General features: G+C 65.7%; 17 protein-coding genes. 10 read left to right on the top strand and 7 right to left on the bottom strand.

Annotated features, from left to right (window positions below; all coding sequences use genetic code 11):
• Positions 1-122: 122 nt before the first annotated feature.
• Together B5G20_RS00440 and B5G20_RS00435 are read right to left on the bottom strand one after the other, a co-directional pair.
• Positions 123-797, bottom strand: a complete 675-nt coding sequence (locus B5G20_RS00440) for a response regulator transcription factor (protein WP_087353801.1) — start codon at positions 795-797, stop codon at positions 123-125.
• A 2-nt stretch (positions 798-799) separates the two neighbouring features.
• A complete protein-coding gene (locus B5G20_RS00435; protein ID WP_087353798.1) occupies positions 800-2005 on the bottom strand; it encodes a histidine kinase in 1206 nt (401 codons plus the stop codon).
• A 286-nt stretch (positions 2006-2291) separates the two neighbouring features.
• On the opposite strand from B5G20_RS00435, the gene B5G20_RS00430 reads away from it, so the two are divergent.
• The 3 genes from B5G20_RS00430 to B5G20_RS00420 are packed head-to-tail and all read left to right on the top strand — an operon-like array spanning position 2292 to position 5876.
• Positions 2292-3296, top strand: coding sequence for an ABC transporter ATP-binding protein (locus B5G20_RS00430; RefSeq protein WP_087353793.1), 1005 nt, complete (start codon positions 2292-2294; stop codon positions 3294-3296).
• An 11-nt stretch (positions 3297-3307) separates the two neighbouring features.
• A complete protein-coding gene (locus tag B5G20_RS00425) occupies positions 3308-4702 on the top strand; it encodes an ABC transporter permease (protein ID WP_239286825.1) in 1395 nt (464 codons plus the stop codon).
• Positions 4689-5876, top strand: coding sequence for an ABC transporter permease (locus B5G20_RS00420; protein ID WP_087353787.1), 1188 nt, complete (start codon positions 4689-4691; stop codon positions 5874-5876). Before B5G20_RS00425 ends, B5G20_RS00420 begins: the two co-directional genes overlap by 14 nt.
• A 204-nt stretch (positions 5877-6080) precedes the next feature.
• Here B5G20_RS00420 and pflA read toward each other — a convergent pair whose 3' ends face one another.
• Entirely contained in the window at positions 6081-6881 is an 801-nt protein-coding gene (gene pflA / locus B5G20_RS00415) for a pyruvate formate-lyase-activating protein (RefSeq protein ID WP_087353782.1), read from the bottom strand.
• Positions 6882-7408: 527 nt separating this feature from the next.
• Between pflA and B5G20_RS00410 the strand changes: the two genes are divergently transcribed.
• Positions 7409-8320, top strand: coding sequence for a cyclase family protein (locus B5G20_RS00410; protein ID WP_087353777.1), 912 nt, complete (start codon positions 7409-7411; stop codon positions 8318-8320).
• Positions 8321-8443: 123 nt separating this feature from the next.
• A complete protein-coding gene (locus B5G20_RS00405) occupies positions 8444-9358 on the top strand; it encodes a ketopantoate reductase family protein (protein WP_087353774.1) in 915 nt (304 codons plus the stop codon).
• A gap of 257 nt (positions 9359-9615) precedes the next feature.
• On the opposite strand, the gene grcA3 is transcribed toward B5G20_RS00405, so the two are convergent.
• Positions 9616-9867 (bottom strand): autonomous glycyl radical cofactor GrcA3, encoded by a 252-nt coding sequence (gene grcA3, locus B5G20_RS00400; RefSeq protein ID WP_087204725.1) that lies wholly within the window; start codon positions 9865-9867, stop codon positions 9616-9618.
• Between the two features lie 149 nt (positions 9868-10016).
• Complete coding sequence (gene pflB / locus B5G20_RS00395) at positions 10017-12113, bottom strand: formate C-acetyltransferase (protein WP_087354584.1); 2097 nt, start codon at positions 12111-12113, stop codon at positions 10017-10019.
• 616 nt (positions 12114-12729) lie between these two features.
• Here pflB and B5G20_RS00390 point away from each other — a divergent pair.
• From B5G20_RS00390 to B5G20_RS00370, 5 genes are all read left to right on the top strand, one after another.
• Positions 12730-13761 (top strand): SPFH domain-containing protein, encoded by a 1032-nt coding sequence (locus tag B5G20_RS00390; protein WP_087353769.1) that lies wholly within the window; start codon positions 12730-12732, stop codon positions 13759-13761.
• 153 nt (positions 13762-13914) lie between these two features.
• A complete protein-coding gene (locus B5G20_RS00385; RefSeq protein WP_087353767.1) occupies positions 13915-14232 on the top strand; it encodes a YbjQ family protein in 318 nt (105 codons plus the stop codon).
• Positions 14233-14325: 93 nt separating this feature from the next.
• Positions 14326-14520: an Arc family DNA binding domain-containing protein gene (locus B5G20_RS00380; protein ID WP_087353765.1), complete on the top strand. Its 195-nt coding sequence runs from the start codon at positions 14326-14328 to the stop codon at positions 14518-14520.
• 248 nt (positions 14521-14768) lie between these two features.
• Complete coding sequence (locus B5G20_RS00375) at positions 14769-15614, top strand: ABC transporter ATP-binding protein (protein WP_087353762.1); 846 nt, start codon at positions 14769-14771, stop codon at positions 15612-15614.
• A 12-nt stretch (positions 15615-15626) separates the two neighbouring features.
• A complete protein-coding gene (locus tag B5G20_RS00370; RefSeq protein WP_087353761.1) occupies positions 15627-17294 on the top strand; it encodes a hypothetical protein in 1668 nt (555 codons plus the stop codon).
• A 298-nt stretch (positions 17295-17592) separates the two neighbouring features.
• Here B5G20_RS00370 and B5G20_RS10625 read toward each other — a convergent pair whose 3' ends face one another.
• Positions 17593-17715, bottom strand: coding sequence for a hypothetical protein (locus B5G20_RS10625; RefSeq protein WP_255376932.1), 123 nt, complete (start codon positions 17713-17715; stop codon positions 17593-17595).
• Positions 17705-18139, bottom strand: coding sequence for a YxeA family protein (locus B5G20_RS00365; RefSeq protein ID WP_087353758.1), 435 nt, complete (start codon positions 18137-18139; stop codon positions 17705-17707). Before B5G20_RS00365 ends, B5G20_RS10625 begins: the two co-directional genes overlap by 11 nt.
• Positions 18140-18327 lie beyond the last annotated feature (188 nt).

Here is an 18327-nt window from a genome sequence, read left to right as displayed (position 1 = left end):
CGGTCGAGCGGCCTGCATTGCGATTTGGAGTGTTGGGGCGTGGCATCGCTTGCGCGTGTCCGAGTGAGTCATTCCCTGTCGCCCCGGCGGCACGCTGCGCGGCGTACCGCGCCCCGCGCCTCCTAGCCCTCGGCGCCAACGCTTCGCCGCCGCCAGTAGGCAATGGCAATCTGCGTGCGGTTTTTGAGGTTGAGCTTGGAGAGGATCGAGCTGATATGGTTGCGTACCGTCCCCTCGCCCATGTAGGCCGCAGCCGCGATCTCTTTGTTGTCGAGCCCCGCCGCGATGCCGCGCACCACCTCGCGCTCGCGGTCGGTAAGGGCGGAGAAGGGGTCATCGTCTCCAGCCGCGCTCCCGTCGCTCGTCGCCGCGGACCCGCCGACGCGACGCGCCCCGAACACCGCCACGCGGGCGAGCACCTCGCCCTCGAGTACGCTCTGCCCGCCCATCACCGCACGCAAGGCAGGAGCTATCGTCGCAACGTCCTGCTTGATGAGGTAGCCGCGCGCGCCGAGCGCGAGCGCGCGAACGATGTACTCGTCGTCCGAAAACGTGGTCAAAAAGACGATGCGCGCCGTCGGGTCGTCGTCGAGAATGCGACGCGCGGCATCGAGGCCGCTCAGATCGGGCATCTGGATGTCCATAAGCATCACGTCCGGCCGCTGCTCGCAATAAAGCGCAACCGCAGCGTGCCCGCCCTGTACCGATCCCACAACCTCGATATCGTCCTGCGCGCTCAGGATAATCTCGAGCGAGTTGCAGATCAGGCCGTCGTCGTCCACGATCGCCACGCGCATGGCTACCTCCCGCCCGCAGGCTTGGGGATGCTCGCAAGCACACGCCATCCGCCAGCCGCATCGTCAAACCCAGCTCGAAACGTTCCGTTGAGTGCCCGGACCCGCTCGGCCATCGAGATCAGGCCGAGACCCCCGCTCGGCACCCCCTCGCCTTCCCGAGCATCGGCGTTGGCGCCGCGACGCCGCCCGCCCCGTCGCCCGACGAACGAGCCCTTCTCCGCGCTTGCCGCCGCGTCCCCAGAAGCGCCCGAGACGGTGGCACCGTTATCGGTAACCACAAGCTGCCAAAAGCCGGGCTGCTCACTCAGACGAATACGGGCCGCCGTTGCGTTGCCATGGCGCGCCGCATTGGAAAGCGCCTCGCGCACGATAGCCGTCAGACACGCGGCAACCTCGGGCGGAGCAACGACCGCCTCGACCTCGCACGAGACGTCGAGCGTGCTCTCCTGCGCGATACGCTCTACCTGCACGCCCACGTCAAGCGTGTCACGATGAAGATCGTGGACGCTCGTGCGCACCGAATCGAGCGCCGCGGACACGCTGGCCTCCACCGCCGCAAACTCCTCGGAGGTTGCGGCGTCGTCCGCATGGACCACCTGGTAAGCCCGCGTCTGAAGCACGGCCCGGGTGAGCAGGTGCCCCACGTTGTCGTGAATCTCGCGTGCGATCCGCGAGCGCTCCTCCAGCACGGCTAGACGAAGCTCGAGCTCACGGCGTGCGGCAAGGTCGCGATGAGCAGCCTCGAGAGCTTGCGAACGCTCGGCAAGGGCATCGCGCTCGGCATGGTTGCGCGCCCGCGCCTCGAGCGAGCGCGCGGCGCGGAGCGACATGAGGGCGGCGAGCGCCATGAGCGCCGCGATAAGTGCCGAGGTGGCAGGCGGCATCGCAAAGGCAGCCGAGGCGCGCAGCCACGCGGCTATCGGGAACAGCACGACGATGCGCCACGGCGCGCGAGCGGCATCGTACGTGGCGAGCGGCAGAGCCCACACGCCCTCAGTGAACACCGCAGCGGCGAACGAAAGCGCCCCGACGAGCACGGTTTGCCACAAGGCGCTGCGGCGCAGCGAGGTTACCGCCTCCGCCGCCAAGCTCAGAGCTGCCACGGCAGCAAGCGCGGCGACCGTCGGCCGCGCGGGCGTTGCGGCAAGCGCCATGGCAGCCGCTGCCGCGCAGGCCAAGAGCACCGTTTTGTCTACCAGTCGTTCCATGGTGCCAGTCTAACGTATGGCAGCGCAGCGAACAGCGTGGGCCGGGCGGGCGGCGGCACGCGGAACGCAAGTCATGACATTTGTCATGGTGGCGTGCACGCCGCACCTGAGCGACCCCGCCGCATGCGCCGCGCCCGACCGGCCCCGTCGCGCGCACTCGCCGCACGCGGCGCGAGCACTCCCGCCCTCGCCCCGAACGTTGTGACATTTGGCACTTCCGCCCGGCCCGCGCGCCCCGCATACTGGCACTATCGGCCGACCATCCGCCACGTTCCAAGGAGGGGCCATGGCAATCGTCTCCGTCCGCAACCTCGTTAAGCGCTATGGCGAGCTCACCGCCCTCGACCACTTTGACCTCACGGTTGAACAGGGAGAGATCTTTGGCCTGCTCGGCCCCAACGGTTGCGGCAAAACCACGGCCATCAACTGCATGCTGTCGCTCCTTGCCTACGACAAGGGCTCCATCGAGCTCTTTGGCGAGCCCATGGCACCCAACCGCTACGACCTCAAGCGCCGCATCGGCATCGTGCCGCAGCAGGTCGCCGTGTTTGACGAGCTCACCGTTGCCGAGAACATCGACGCCTTCTGCTCGCTCTATATCTCTAACCGCGCCGAGCGCCGCCGGCTCGTCAACGAGGCGATCGCCTTTGTGGGCCTCGAGGATTTCCGCGGCTTCCGGCCGCGCAAGCTCTCGGGCGGGCTGCTTAGGCGCCTCAACATCGCCTGCGGCATTGCCCACCGGCCAGAACTTATCTTCTTTGACGAGCCCACCGTCGCCGTCGACCCGCAGAGCAGAAACGCCATCCTCCAGAACATCCTGCGCCTGGTAGACGCGGGAGCGACTGTGGTCTATACAAGCCATTACATGGAGGAGGTCGAGCAGATCTGCAGCCGCGTGATGATCATGGACCGCGGGCGCGCCGTTGCCGAGGGTACGGTGAGCGAGCTCAAGGGCATGATCGACGTGGGCGAGAAAATCACCCTCGAGGTCGAGGAGGTGCCCGCACGCACGCTCGAGGCGCTGCGCTACCTACCCTGCGTGCTAAGTGCGAGCCACCGCGGGCGTGAGCTGCACGTGGCCTGCAGGCACGGCGGCAACGGTCTGACTGAGGTGCTCGAGGTGCTTGCCGCGGACGGCATTGTGCCCGTGCGGGTGTTCTCCGAGCCGCCGACCCTCAACGACGTCTTCCTCGCCATAACCGGGAGCGACCTGCGCGACGGCGATGGCAGTGGCGCAGACACTGGTACCTCCGCACGCGTTGGTGACCCCTCCGTGCGCTCCGGGAGGTGAGCGGCGTGCTTATGCAGGTCTGGTACGACATGCGCATGATGATGCGCAATACCGGGATTGTTATCTGGGCGTTTGCCTTCCCCATCATCATGGCGACCATCTTTATGACCATGTTCTCGAGCGTGGGGTCGGAGCTTGGCATGTTCTCGAGCGTGGGGTCGGAGCTTGGCGCGCACCGCATAGCCGTTGGCGTGGTCGAGAGCGAGGGTTGGGAGCAGGCCGGGGCGTTGCGTGCCACACTTGAAGCTCTCGGCGGAACGGCTGACGAGACGCAGGTTGAAGACGAGCCGGCCGCCAACACAAACCCCAACTCGGAGGACGATGCTCCTGCCAGCGATGTGGCAACCGCTAAGGACGCGAGCGCAGACGCCGCCAACGGCAACAGCGCGAACGGCGACACTGCGAGCCCCGAGCCCGATAACAGCGACACCGCAAACCCCGAATCCGACGCCGCCGTGTCCGTCGCCCTCGACATCACCGTCTACCACACCGAAGCGGACGCGCAGCGCGCCACCCTCGCCGACGACATCTGCGGCTTTATCACCGTCGACGATGCCGGCGCGCCTACGCTCCACGTCTCGCCCGTCAACGCCGGAACCACCAATCAGACCATCGTCCAGGCCATCATCGACCAGTCGCTTGCCGTCTCGGGCACGCTTACCGCCGCGGCCGAGCGCGACCCGGCCCTCGCCAATCCCAACTCACTCGCAACGCTCAGCACCCTCCTTACCGGCAGCAACGCTCAAACAACCGAGCTTTCCGTGCTGCGCGAGCCGCCGCAGCAGATGAGCCGGTTCTACTACGCGCTGCTGGGCTACTCATGCATCATGTGCTCAAACATCGCGCAGATTCTCATCGACCGCACGCGCATTGCCGTCACCCCCGCCGGCACGCGGCGCCAGGCGAGCGCGCTGCCACCCGCGCGCCAGCTCGGTGCCGCGCTTGCCGCAAGCTGGATCATCGCGTGGGCGAGCATGCTCGTTGCCGTCGGCTACCTTTGGCTCGTCGCCGGGGTTTCGTTTGGCGGGCGCATCTGGCTCGCGCCGCTTGCCTGCGCAGTGTGCGCACTCGTCTCGTGCGCGCTCGGCGCCTTTATCGGAGCGCTCCCCGGTGCAAACCCCAACGTCAAGGACGCGCTCATCACCATCGCCACGCTCGTGCTGTCGCTCCCCGCGGGACTCTTTGGCGAGCCGGCCATCGTCTTTGGCAACTTCCTCACGCAACATTTTCCCGTGCTGCAAAGCATCAACCCCGCTGTTCAGGCCACCGAATCGCTCTTTGCCCTCACCTACTACGACTCGCTCGAGCCCTTTGCAGCTTCCGTCGCCACACTGGCGGGAATCGCCCTTGCGCTCGGTGCGGGTGCGGCACTTTTTATGAGGAGGCAGCGCCATGCCTATTGTTAGGATCGCCTACCGGCTCGTCCGTGAGCATTGGGCCCTGTTTGTTATCTACGTCGTTGTGTTCTCGATCTCCGGCGCGCTCATGGGCGTGAGCGTTGGCGGCTCGGGAGGCTCTTACGAACCCGTCCGGCCAACGGCAGCGGTGATAGACCGCGACGGGAGCACCCTTTCGCGGGCGATTGCCGCCGAGCTGGCACGCACCTGCGAGCTCGTGGAGGTGGAGGACTCCACCTTTGCCCTCCAGGAGGCCGCGGCCAATTGTTTTGCCTCCTACGTGCTCGTTATCCCCGAGGGCTATGGGCGAGAGCTGGCGGAGACCGCCCGCACAGGTGCAGACGCCCCAGGGCTCGAGTGTATCGTGAGCTACATGAGCGCCCAAGGCTCGCTCGTCAACAGACGCGTCTGCGCCTACGCGCAGGAGCTCTACGCGCTCACCGCGGCGGGCTTTTCCGAGGCGGAAGCGGTTGCGATGACAGACGAGGCAAGCACCGAGAACGCTACCGTCGTCCCCATCAAAACGGATACGACGGGCATTCCGACCGGCTACCTCGTGTATTGCCAGTTTGCCCTCTACGCACTCTTTGGCGGCGTGTGCGTAATCGTGGGCACGGGGCTCAACTCCCTGCGTCAGGACGACGTGCGCCGCCGCATCGGCGCCTCGCCCGTTGCGGCGAGCTCGCACAGCTTGCAGATCGTCATGGCCATCTTGCTGTGCGGTGTTGCCGTGTGGGCCATCAACGCCGGCGTGGGACTCGCGCTCTACCATGGGGAGCTCTCCCAGACGGCGCCAACGTTTATTGGGCTTATGCTCGTTATCTTGTTTGCCCTTATGCTTCTGGGCACCGCATTTGGGTTTCTCGTTTGGCAGCTCGGCGTGCGGCACGAGCTTATCCACGCTATCGGCAACATCTCGGCCATGGTGCTGACGTTTTTGGGCGGCACGTGGATCTCTATCGACCACTTTGATCCCACGGTGCGCGCCGTTGCGCAGTTTACGCCGGGCTACTGGGCGGTCGATGCCATGCAGGCGCTCGCGCGAGCGACGGAGATCGACGCCGCGCTGGTGAGCGAGGTCGCGGCGAATACAGGCGTTGTGCTGCTCTTTGCCGCCGCCCTTGCTGCCGCGGGTTTGGCTGTGGGAGCCGCCCGGCGCGGCGTGGAGGCGCGGGCAGCTTGACGGCCTTGGGTGACATTTTGCGGCAACCGCAGCAGCGCTGTTCACAGTTGCCGCAGATCGTTGCGTAAGACCCTTGTCGGGCCGCCTTGCGTAACAAAATGCGGCAGCCGCGCAACCGGGGACCCCGCGGCTGCCGCAGTTCGTCATCTTAGGTGGTCTCACGACGGGTTTACGCGACAAAGTGTGGCAACCGGGGCGGTGCCTCTAGCTCCGGCCGGCACGGATACCGCGGAGCACCGCTGCACGCAGCTCCGGGATGCGCGCCTTGTCCATCTCGGGCACGCCGGCGAGCGGATAGTCCAGCCCCATCTGCTCGTACTTGACCACGCCGAGCGTATGGTAGGGCAGCATCTCGAGCCCGGCGACGTTACGCCACGGGGCGATGAGCCTGCCGAGCGCCTCGCACTCCTCGGGCGTGTCGGTGTAACCCGGCACGATCACATGGCGGATGACCACCGGCGTACCGCGGCGGGCGAGCTCGTCGCCAAACGCCAGAATGCGCGCAGGGTCGCGGCCCGTAAGCGCGCGGTGCCCCTCGGGGTCAGCGTGCTTGATGTCGAGCAGCACCAGGTCGCATTCGTCGAGCAGGCGCGCCGTGCGCTCGGGATGCGCCGGGTCGAAGGCGTAGCCACAAGTATCGAGGCAGGTGTGCACCCGTCCGCGCGGCCGGGCGTGCAACTCGGCAAAGAGGTCGGCCACAAAATCAGCCTGGAGCAGCGGCTCGCCGCCCGACACGGTCACGCCGCCGTTGCGGTAGAACTGCCGGTTGCTCTCAAACTCGTCCACCAGGCGCTCAACGGTTACCTCGGAACCCGCACCCTCGCCAGTGGCCCAGGTATCGGGGTTGTGGCAGTAGAGACAGCGCATGGGGCAGCCCTGCACAAAGACAACGAAACGGATACCCGGCCCATCAACCGTGCCCATCGTCTCCACCGAATGGATGCGGCCGAGGGCAAAGCGCGTTGGCTGGGCGCCGTCCTGCGGTGTGAGTTCAATCCGAGCCATAGCCACCCCTTTCGCGGGCGCACATGCCCGTTCCAGCATTGTAGCCCATGCGCGGAACGGGCCGAAGATAGCCGCGCGCGGGCCCCGCGACAACGCGTCGTCACGCACGGGGCGCTTCCGCCTCCGAGGAGCCTTTACGCCGCGCCACCGCGCGTCCCCAAAAAACTCGACCCCCGATGTGAGTGCATCTTTTGGGAAGGACGAGTAGCACTTTAGTTACATAAAGCGCTTTCCTGCGAGAACAAGAGGATTTTTGACGCCGAACGGGCTGTCTACTTGGAGCTGCCAAAAGATACACTCACATCGGGGGTCGAGTTGATTTCTGCACAGAGTGGGCTGCCCCAAGGCGCCTCAAGCGCCCCATTCGCACACCCGCTCCGGCCCAAACGATTGTGTCGCCGGGGTTTCGCAGCCGTATCCAGCCCTTTACGGCTCAGTTTCCATTCAAGGCGCAACATGGCCGAAAAGGGCCGGACACAAAGTCTTTCTACGATGGGGCCATCAAAACCCCAGAGAAGGGACCGACCATGACCACCACTGCCACGCCCACTCGCACCGCCTCTGCTCGCCAGCGCACCGCCGGCCGTCGCGGCGCCACCACGCCCGTCGCCGCCACCACCGCAGCTCCGGCGGCCGCCACCGCGCCGTCGCTCACCTCTCCCACTGCCGCCGGCACCGGCCTCTGGTCCCTCGTCGCCGAGCTCAAGAGCCCACGCTACCGCTGGGTCGACCTCACCCACACGCTTTCCGCCGAGACCCCGCACTGGTTTGGCTTTAGGCCGTTTGCCAGCAAGCTCCTCTTTGACTACCTGCCCGGCACACCCGAAAACATGATGGCACCCATGCGATGCTACGAGTATTCCGTCGCCTCGCAGTACGGCACGCACGTGGACGCGCCGCGGCACTTCTGGAGCAACGGCCGCGCGCTCGACGCTATCGAGCCTCTCGAGCTTGTCATGCCGCTCTGCGTGATTGACCTGCACGAGGAATGCGCCGCCGATCCCGACTACGTTCTCACCGTCGACGATCTCACCGCATGGGAGGCCAAGCACGGGTGCATCCCCGAGGGCGCGTTTGTGGCCTTCCGCTCCGACTGGTCGCACAAGGCCGACCTCGAGAACAAAGATCCCGCTGGTCAGCCGCACTATCCCGGCTGGGATCTCGAGGCCATCAAGTGGCTCGTGGAGGAGCGCAACATCGGCGCCATCGGGCACGAGCCGGCCGATACCGACCCGGCTCGCGTCACCACGCGCGCAGGCTTTTACCCCTACCCCGCCGAGCAGTACATTCTGGCGCAGGACCGTTTTCAGATTGAAGTCATGGACCACCTGGACGAGGTGCCCGAGACCGGCGCGCTCATTGTGTGCGCCTTCCCCAAGCTCCGCGACGGCGTGGGGTATCCTGCGCGATGCTTTGCCATCTGCCCAGTCGAGGACTAAGGTAGACCGGAGCTAGAAACGACAAGAGTGGCCCGGCGCCGCCCCAAACGGGCGCGCCGGGCCACTCCGCACGACCCGCGGACCCGCTAAGCCCGCGGAACCACCACAGAAAAGGAGATTCGCATGCAGATCGAGCGCGCCGCCATCGTGGGCAAAGGGGCCGTGGGGCTCATGTACGGGAGCCTCATCGCCCAGAACATCGGCCCCGACGCCGTGGAGTTTGCGATGGACGACGAGCGCTTCCGCCGCCACGCGGGCGAGGAGGTGCTCGTCAACGGCGAGCTGTGCCAGATCCGCACCGTCCCCATGAGCGAGGCCAAACCGGTCGATCTCGTGATCTTGGCCGTCAAGGCCGGCGGGCTCGACGCGGCGATCGAGAGCATGGCGCCGCTCGTGGGGCCCAACACCTGCATCGCCTCGCTCCTCAACGGCATCACGAGCGAAGAGCGCATCGCCCAGCGCTACGGCTGGGAGCGCGTGGTGCTCGGCATCGCGCAGGGCATGGACGCGGTCTTTCTTAACGGGGAGCTCACCTTTACCCACACGGGCGAAATTCGCTTTGGCGCGGCGGAAGGCACGCTCCCCGGCGTGTGCGACGCAATCGCTAACTTTTACGAGCGCGCGGGGATTGCGCACGTGGTTGAGCCCGACATCCGGCATCGCATGTGGGTCAAGCTCATGCTCAACGTTGGGATCAACCAGACCTGCATGGTCTATGGCGGCACGTACGGCAGCGCGAGCGAGCCGGCGAGTGAGCAGAACCGGAGCTTTATCGCCGCGATGCGCGAGACCCTCGCCGTGGGCCGGGCCGAGGGCGTGAACATGGGCGAGGCCGACCTCACCGAGATGGCCGAGCTGATCGCGAGCCTCGACCCGGCGGGCATGCCGTCGATGGCGCAGGACCGCATCGCGCAGCGGCGCACCGAGGTCGAGGAGTTCTCGGGCACCATCTGCCGCCTCGCCCGCCGCCACGGTATTCTCGTACCGCAAAATGAATGGCTCTACCAGCGCATTCGCGAGATTGAGGAGAGCTGGTAGCCCGGTAGCCCGCCGTTCGGCTGGTCGATGAGCCGGGGAGGCGATGCATCACCCGACAACCCCAGACCAGGCGCAGCGTAACCGCACCAAACGCAAAACCGGCGAGGCGCACCACCCCGCCGGTTTTTGCACAAGAAAGGCCGGCGGAGCTCTCGCACCGCCGGCCTGCACGCTGCCGTCGGCTCACCGCCGGCCGGCCGCGCCTAACAGCCGGCAAGCCCCAAGACCTGCCGACTGCGCATCCATACACCTACAGGCTACATCGCCTGGTGGAACGTACGGCTGATGACCTCGTCCTGCTGCTCCTTCGTGAGGTTGTGGAAGTTGACCGCGTAGCCCGACACGCGAATGGTGAGCTGCGGGTACTTCTCGGGGTGCGCCTGCGCATCGAGCAGCGTGTCGCGATTGAACACGTTGACGTTGAGGTGGTGGCCGCCCTTCTCGGCATACGCGTCGAGCATCTGCACGAGGTTATCGGCCTGGGCCTGGGGTACATCCTTGACCTGCATGGGAACTCCTTTCGGAAGGCGCGCTATCTGTTAGCGCAATCATAGCATTTTTGGCAACCGCCTAGTTGCGGCATCTGGGCCGGGGTCGAAGCGACAACTGCGATGCCATATTTCGACCCCGTCCCCAAATGAATCCCCAAATGAATCACCTAGCAGTCGGCGCACTCCGGTGCGTCGACCGAGAACTCCGCCGTCGAGAAGTCGAGGCTGTCGAGGTCGAGGTCGCCGAAGAACACCTCGTCCTCCTTGCCGAGCGCGCCCGGGATGATGGAGAACGTGTTGGAGATACCGTCCTGCGCGTCGCGGAAGGGCAGCTTGGACACAGAGCTCAGGCTCGCGATGGCGCCGTGCGTGTCGCGCTGGTGCATGGGGTTCGCGCCCGGGGCGAACGGCACGCCCTTCTTGCGGCCGTCCGGCGTGGCGCCGGTGTTCTTGCCGTACACGACGTTGGAGGTGATGGTGAGCACCGACGTGGTGGGGATCGAGTTGCGGTACGTATCGTTCATACGGATGAACTCCATGAACTCGTGCACGATGTCGTGCGCGATGGTGTCCACGCGATCGTCGTCGTTGCCGTACTTGGGGAACTCGCCCTCGATCTCAAAGTCCACGATCACGCCGTTCTCGTCGCGCACGGGGTGGACCTTGGCGTACTTGATCGCGCTGAGCGAGTCGGCAACCACCGACAGGCCGGCGATGCCCGTGGCGAACCAGCGCTTGACGTGCTTGTCGTGCAGCGCCATCTGAATGGCCTCGTAGCAATACTTGTCGTGCATGTAGTGGATGATGTTGAGCGCGTTGACGTACACGCCGGCGAGCCAGCGCATCATGTCGCGGAACTTGGCCATTACGTCATCGTAATCGAGCGTGTCGCCCACTACGGGACGGTACGCCGGGCCCACCTGCTTCTTGGTGATCTCGTCCACACCGCCGTTGAGCGCGTAGAGCAGGCACTTGGCGAGGTTGGCGCGGGCACCGAAGAACTGCATCTCCTTACCCACGCGCATGGAGGAGACGCAGCAGGCGATGGCGTAGTCATCACCGTGATAGACCCGCATGACGTCGTCGTTCTCGTACTGGATAGACGAGCTCGCGATCGAGGCCTTGGCGCAGAACTCCTTGAACTTCTGGGGCAGGTTGGTCGACCAGAGCACCGTCAGGTTGGGCTCGGGGCTCGTGCCCATGTTCTCAAGCGTGTGCAGGTAGCGGAACGCCGTCTTGGTGACGAGCGTGCGGCCGTCCACGCCCATGCCGCCGATGGACTCGGTCACCCACTGCGGGTCGCCGGAGAACAGGTTCTGGTACTCGGGCGTACGGGCGAACTTGACCATGCGGAGCTTCATGATGAAGTGGTCGACGAACTCCTGGATCTGCTCCTCGGTAAACGTGCCGCGGGCGAGGTCGCGCTCGGCGTAGATGTCGATGAAGGTCGAGGTGCGGCCCATGGACATGGCGGCGCCGTTCTGGTCCTTCACGGAGGCGAGGTAGGCGAAGTACATCCACTGGATGGCCTCTTGGACGTTCGTCGCCGGGCCGGAGATGTCGAAGCCGTAGAAGTCGGCCATCATCTTGAGCTGGCCGAGCGCACGGATCTGCTCGGTGAGCTCCTCGCGGTCGCGGATGTTCTCCTCCGTCATGACGACGGGGGTCGAGGCCTTCTGGGCCTCCTTGTCCTTGATGAGGTAGTCGACACCGTAGAGCGCCACGCGGCGGTAATCGCCGATGATGCGGCCGCGGCCGTAGCCGTCGGGGAGGCCCGTGATGATGTGCGACGAGCGGCAGGCGCGCATCTCGGGCGTATAGACGTCGAAGACGCCGGCGTTATGGGTCTTGCGGCGATAGGTGTAGGTCTCGACAACGTCGGGGTCGATCTGGTAGCCGTGCTGCGCCGCGGCCTGCACCGAGATGCGGATACCGCCGTTGACGTGCAGCGCGCGCTTGAGCGGCTTGTCGGTCTGGAGGCCGACGATGGTCTCGCGCTCGGGGTGCGCGGGGTCGATGTAGCCTGCCGGGTGGGCCACGATGCCCGTCACGGTCTTGGTGTCCATGTCGAGCACGCCGCCCTGCGCGCGCTCCTGCGCAAAGAGGTCCATGACCGTCGCCCACAGCTCGCGCGTACGCTCGGTGGGGCCGGCGAGGAACGACTCGTCGCCTTCGTAGGGGGTGTAGTTGCGCTGGATGAAGTCGCGCACGTCGACCTCGTCGGTCCACGTGCCGGGCTCAAAGCCCTCCCAGGCTTCCTGCATCGCATCTGCCATGTGCTAAACCACGCTCCTTGTGCCCGGGCAGGTGCAAGGCTGCCGGGGCGGTCGTCCCGGCAAGAAGCGAGGAAGGGCACGGCGCCGGCACGGGGCCGGTGCGGAAAAGTGTTGACATACCCACAATTTTCGCAGCTCACCGGGAATGTTTGACTAGGGCGCAAGCATACCATACGACCCCGCGGGCACACGGGGCCGCACGGCCGAAAAACCGCGCTTCAAGCGAAGCGCACAAGTTGGAGAAGGCTAACCGCCGCGCCGCGTGACGACCGCTATTGCTACGTTTCGCTGCTCCGATAAGCTGCGTCGTTCCTCGCGGCGCATATCGCCGCGAGCATCATGCGCCACAGCTAGCAACGCGAGCCCCTGCGCCGTCTGCCGGCGGTTGGATGCCGCCTGCCGACATCGCCGCACAATCGGTGAACGGTCGTTGACATGACCTCAATGTGATATCACAATGCGATCAACGCGCGCCACGAGGGCGCCCGCTCGGGGAGCACCCCCCCCCGCCACCACATCAGGGGTAGCGCCGTCTGGGCGGACCGATCTGCCGCCCAGACGGCACGGGTCGCATCGCGCGACCGATAGCGAGAAAGGAACTCTCATGAGTGCCGAGAAGAAGATCAAGGCTGCGTCCGGCTGGGGCATGCTCGCGGTGAGCATCATCGGCCTCGTGGTCGTCATCGCCCTGTTTGCCGGCGGAATCGGCATCGCCATTGCCACGGACGACTCGGGCGAATCCGCCACGCTCCCGGTCATCATGGTCATCGTAAGCGTCGTCCTCTTCATCGCCTGGTGCATCCTCGTCTCCGGCTTCTTCACACTGCAGCCGGGTCAGGCACGCGTCTGTATCCTCTTCGGCGACTACAAGGGTACTGTTCGCGACGAGGGCTTCCGCTGGGCGAACCCCTTCTACAGCCGCAGCATGGGTTCGAGCAGCGCCACTGAAAACGCCACGGCAGAGGTTATCAGCAAGAGCGGCCTCTCGCTGGGCAAGCAAATCGAGACCGCAACCAAGGCTACGTCTGCCCTCTCCACCAAGATCTCGGTCCGCGCCCGCACGCTCAACGGCGAGATCCTCAAGGTCAACGACAAGATGGGCAACCCCATCGAGATCGCCAACGTGGTGGTCTGGCACGTTAAGGACACCGCCAAGGCCCTCTTTGACGTGGACAACTACGAGCAGTTTGTGGCCACGCAGGCCGAGACGGCGCTTCGCCACGTGGCGAGCATCTACGCCTACGACCACGCCGAGGACAGCTCGGACTTCATGGACTCCATCACCCTGCGCTCCAACATCGAGGAGGTCTCGACCGCGCTCAAGCACGAGCTCACCCAGCGCCTGGCGCCCGCCGGCGTGGCGGTGGACGACGCGCGCCTCACGCACCTCGCCTACGCGCCCGAAATCGCCCAGGCGATGCTCCGCCGCCAGCAGGCTGAAGCCGTGATCGCCGCGCGCAAGAAGATCGTTGAGGGCGCCGTGACCATGGTCGAGATGGCCGTGGACGAGCTGGGGCAGCACGGCAAGATCGAGCTCGACGAGGAGCGCAAAGCCCAGATGGCCTCGAACCTCATGGTGGTGCTCTGCGGCGAGTCCGAGGCGCACCCCATCGTCAACGCCGGGTCGCTGTACTAGCGGCTGAGCGCGGACGGGCGCGGGCAGCGGAGCGGGTGCGGACGCCACGTGGGGCGGGCCGACCGATTTGGCCGCGCCGCCCACGCCATCCGCAGACCGCACCGCCCGCGCCCGCGCCCTACGCACGCACCCCTCCCCTCTGAAAGGATCACCATGATCGTTACCACCACCTCCACCATCGATAACTACGAGATCACCGAGTACCTGGGCGTTGTTGCCGGCGAGGCTGTTATGGGCATCAACATGTTCCGCGATATGGGCGCCGGGCTCCGCAACATGTTTGGCGGCCGCTCCGCCGGCTACGAGGAGGAGATGCAGCGGGCCCGCCAGGTGGTGCTCGACGAGATGCAGCAGCGCGCCGAGGCGCTTGGAGCCAACGCCGTGGTGGGCGCCTCGCTGGGGTACGAGACCTTTGAGGGCATGATCATGACGGTCGCCTCGGGCACGGCCGTGCGCGTTCGTCGTCGGTAGGCAGCAGCGCGCGGGGTCTGGTGCTTGGCACCGTCTTCCCGCGCGGCGCCGCCCCCGCTCCACCCCCAAATGACCCCCAAGCAGGTGACCGCCATGGCACGCAAACAATATCCGCTCCGCATCGACCCCGACATCTGGGCCGCCGTCCAGCGCTGGGCCGATGACGAGATGCGCAGTGCCAACGGTCAGGTGGAGTGGATCTTACGCGACGCGCTCAAGCGTGCCGGGCGCCTGCCCAAGAAAGGCGATGGCAACCAGGGTCCACCGCAGGAACAGGACGACGCGTAGTCTCTCACCCTCCTACTCTCAAAAACAAAAACCACCGATTGTCCGTACCATATTCCCGGTCCGCCGAATAGCTGTGAATTAGTCACCGGTAAAAACCGCAGGTCGCGCCAAGCCGCAAGGGCGGTCTACTCGGCCATGCGCAAATTTGATACGGACAATCGGCCAACATCTGCAAGCGCCCGCCGCGGCGGCGCGACATCGAGCCCAAACCGGGCCACAATCGCCGCCACAAATCTCAAGGAGCAACCATGCCCAACAGTAACCTCCCCGGCCGCACCCCGGTGCTCGAGGTCAGCCACTACCAGAAGCGTTACGGCAAGAAGATTGCCGTGCGCGACCTCTCCCTCACCGTCGAGCCGGGCGACATCTACGGCTTTATCGGCCACAACGGCGCCGGCAAGACCACGCTCATCCGCTCCATCGTGGGCGTTCAGACCATCGACGCCGGCAGCATCCGCATCTGCGGCGTCGACGTTTCGGCCGACCCCGTCGCGGCCAAGCGCCTTTGCGCCTACGTGCCCGATAACCCCGATGTCTACGACTTTATGACCGGACTCCAGTACCTCACCTTCATCGCCGATGTCTTTGAGGTGCCGGCCGATGTGCGCAGCCGCCGCATCACCGAGCTCGCCGAGCGGCTCGACCTCACCGCCGCGCTCGGCGACCCTGTGAGCAGCTACTCCCACGGCATGCGCCAAAAGCTCGTGCTCATCGGGGCGCTTGTGCACGAGCCTCGGCTGCTCGTGCTCGACGAGCCCTTTGTGGGGCTCGACCCGCTCGCCTCGCACGAGCTCAAGCAGATCCTGCACGAGCTTGCCGAGCGCGGCGGCGCGGTCTTTTTCTCGTCGCACGTGCTCGAGGTGGTCGAGCGCCTCTGCAACAAGGTCGCCATCATCCGCCGGGGCGAGCTCGTTGCCGCCGGCACCACCGACGAGGTCCGCGGCGACGACTCGCTCGAGGACGTCTTTCTCGAGCTGGCCGAGGTCCCCGCAGGCGCCGACGCTCCCGCAGCGCCCGCTGCCGGCGCCGCGGCGCCCGAGGTATCGCCCACACCCCACGCCGACAGCGCGCTCCGCACGCGCAGCCAGGCCTAGAAGGTGACGTGTATGCGCGCGTTCTTTCTCCTCCTCGGCGTCCAGGTTCGGAGCCTCCTGCACGCCCTCTCCCCCGCTGGCCGCGACGCGGCCCACAAGCGCACCGCTGGCCGCATGGTGCTTCTTGTGCTGGCGTTTGCCGTGCTCGCGCTCCTCGCCGTGGCCTATATGGGACTTCTTGGCATCATGCTCGTGAGCATGGGGCTTGCTAACGCCATCCCCGCGTTTGCCGTACTCGTGAGCTCGCTTGCCGGCGTGGTCTTTACCTTTATGAAGGCCAACGGCACGCTCTTTGGCCTCGTGGACTTTGACCTCGTGATGGCGCTCCCCATCCCGCGGCGCACCGTGGTGGCCTCGCGGCTCGTGGCACTCTTTGGCAGCGCCATCGTAACCGGCGCTGCCTTTGCCCTGCCGCTGTGGGCCGTCTACCTCGTGCTCGTCACCGCGAGCCCCTGGACCATCCTCTGCGCCGCGGCGGGCCTCGTGCTTGCGCCGGCCATCCCCACGAGCATTGCGATCTTTCTCGCCTTCTGCCTCTCCGCCGCCTCGTCGCGCTTTCGCCACGCCAACCTCGCCTACATCGTTATCTCGCTTGTTGCTTTCGCAGCTCTCTTCGTGGGGATGTACGCGTTCTCGTTCGCTGCCAACGCCAACGGTCACGAGCAGACGATGTCACAGGTTGAGGGCGCGCTTTCCACCGCAAGCAACGCGCTGTCGGCCGGGTGGCCGCCCGCTGCGTGGCTGTCGCGCGCCACCGCCACCGGCGATGCGGTGCCGTTTGCCCTCTTTGCGCTGAGCGCGCTCGCTGTAACGGCGCTTGCCGTAGAGATCGTGCAGCGCTGCTACCTCGCTATCAACGGGGCGCTCAGCGCCGGGGCGGGGCGGGGCGACCTCTCGGCCGAGCACCTCCGCAGCCAAAGCGGGCGCAGCTCAACGCCCTTCCGCGCGCTCGTGGTCAAAGAGTACCGCACACTCCTCGGCGTGCCGTCGTATGCCTTTAACTGCCTTTTTGGATACCTGCTCATGATTGTTATGGCGGTGGCGCTCAGCGTGGTGGGCGTGCGCGAGTTTGTGCTCTCCGGTGCCATCGACGGCGTGAACCTAACGTCCGAGACCTACGACGCCGTAAGCGGGATTGTGACCAACCTGCTGCCGTGGGCGTTTGTGTTCTGCGCGATTATGAGCCCGAGCGCGGCCTGCTCCGTCTCGATGGAGGGGCGGAGTGCCTGGCTCATGGCAACCGCGCCGCTCCCCGTGCGCACCGTGCTCGGCGCCAAGCTTGCCGCCAACGCGCTGCCCGTGGCGGGGTCGCTTGCGGTGAGCGCCCTCGTGCTCTTGGCCACGGGGCAGGTCGACGCGCTCGGAGCGGCAAGCGTGCTGGTCACGGGCTTTGGCGCGTTCTATTCCACGGTTAACATCGGCCTTAGCCTCGACGCGCGCCGCCCCAACTACAGCTGGACCTCGCCGGCCGAGGTTGTCAAGCGAGGCTTCCCCATCACACTGGTGGTTATCGTGGGGCTCGTGCTTACGGCCTTGGGCGCGCTCATCGGCTTTGGTCTCTCCGCCGCCGCGGGCGCGGCAGCGGGGCTCGCCTGGAACCTCGCGCTGGGCGCCGTCGGGGTGCTGGCAGGCCAGCTCATCTTCCGCCGGACCTGCGCCACCGTGCGGTTGATGCTCTAGCAGCGGAGTTGCCCCCAGCCGCCTGCGACCAGCCTTTGCTCGCTGGCCACGGGAGCCTGATCGCCCCCTCGCAGGAGAAACTGACGGGGTTGCGCGACGCCTAAAAACAACTCGACCCCCGATGTGAGTGTATCTTTTGGAAAGTCCGAGTAGACCGCCGAAAACACGGGCAATTCGCCATCATCTGCCCAGTTGAATGCTTTACTCAAGTGCAGTGCTACTCGCGACGTTCAAAACATACACTCACATCGGGGGTCGAATTTTCTAGAACGGCCGCTGAAGCCCTCTTGCGCCCCACTCACCGCCGAAAGAGGCGCGCAACAAGCCACACCACGGCGATGGCAACGAGCCATCCGATGAGCGGGAGCCAGAAGCCGGTGATGCTCGCAAGAACCCCGTGCAACGAGACGCTATGCGGCATCCGCCTCACCCCCTGGACCTGTAGCTGCAGGGGTATCGGACAGAGCGTCACCCGCGGCGGGCTTGTCCGCCGGCGGATCGAGCCGTTCCTGGGCCGCAGCGGGAATTTTGTCCCACGCGACCTCCTCCCAGCTCACCACTCCGCGCAGCGCAAGCGTCTTGAGCTGCAGGTAGGCCCCGTCGCGCAACTCGCGGCTCGTGTCAAAGCCGAGCGTCTCGGTCTTTCCCGCAGCGTTTGCAGCCGGCAGGTCGTAGTGATAGTCAAAGCCGTTGTTATTCTCGCCCGCGGCCGAGAGCCGCTCGCCGTCCACCTGCGCGTACCAAACATCGCCCGAGCCAAAAACCTGTCCGTAGCCCCACCACGCCGCACCGGCGGCAACACCGATGACCGCCAGGGCAATCAGAACCTTCAACATGCGTTTCATGAGGACTCCTTTCGATCGATGCCAGATTGATGCGGGGAATTCTTTCTACTAAGTGGATGGAAATTCTTTCTAATAGAAGGATTCGAACGATTTGAGGCCCAAATATGTCTGATTCGTTCTACTAGAAGAAATGGGACCGCAGAGGACTATGACTCATTCTGGGACGGAGTCGTTTTGACTCGCGTTGG

The organism is Collinsella sp. An7, from assembly GCF_002159335.1.
Classification (GTDB): domain Bacteria; phylum Actinomycetota; class Coriobacteriia; order Coriobacteriales; family Coriobacteriaceae; genus Coprousia.
Note: the sequence above shows the minus strand (reverse complement) of the source record. Positions and strands in the feature narration are given on the sequence as shown.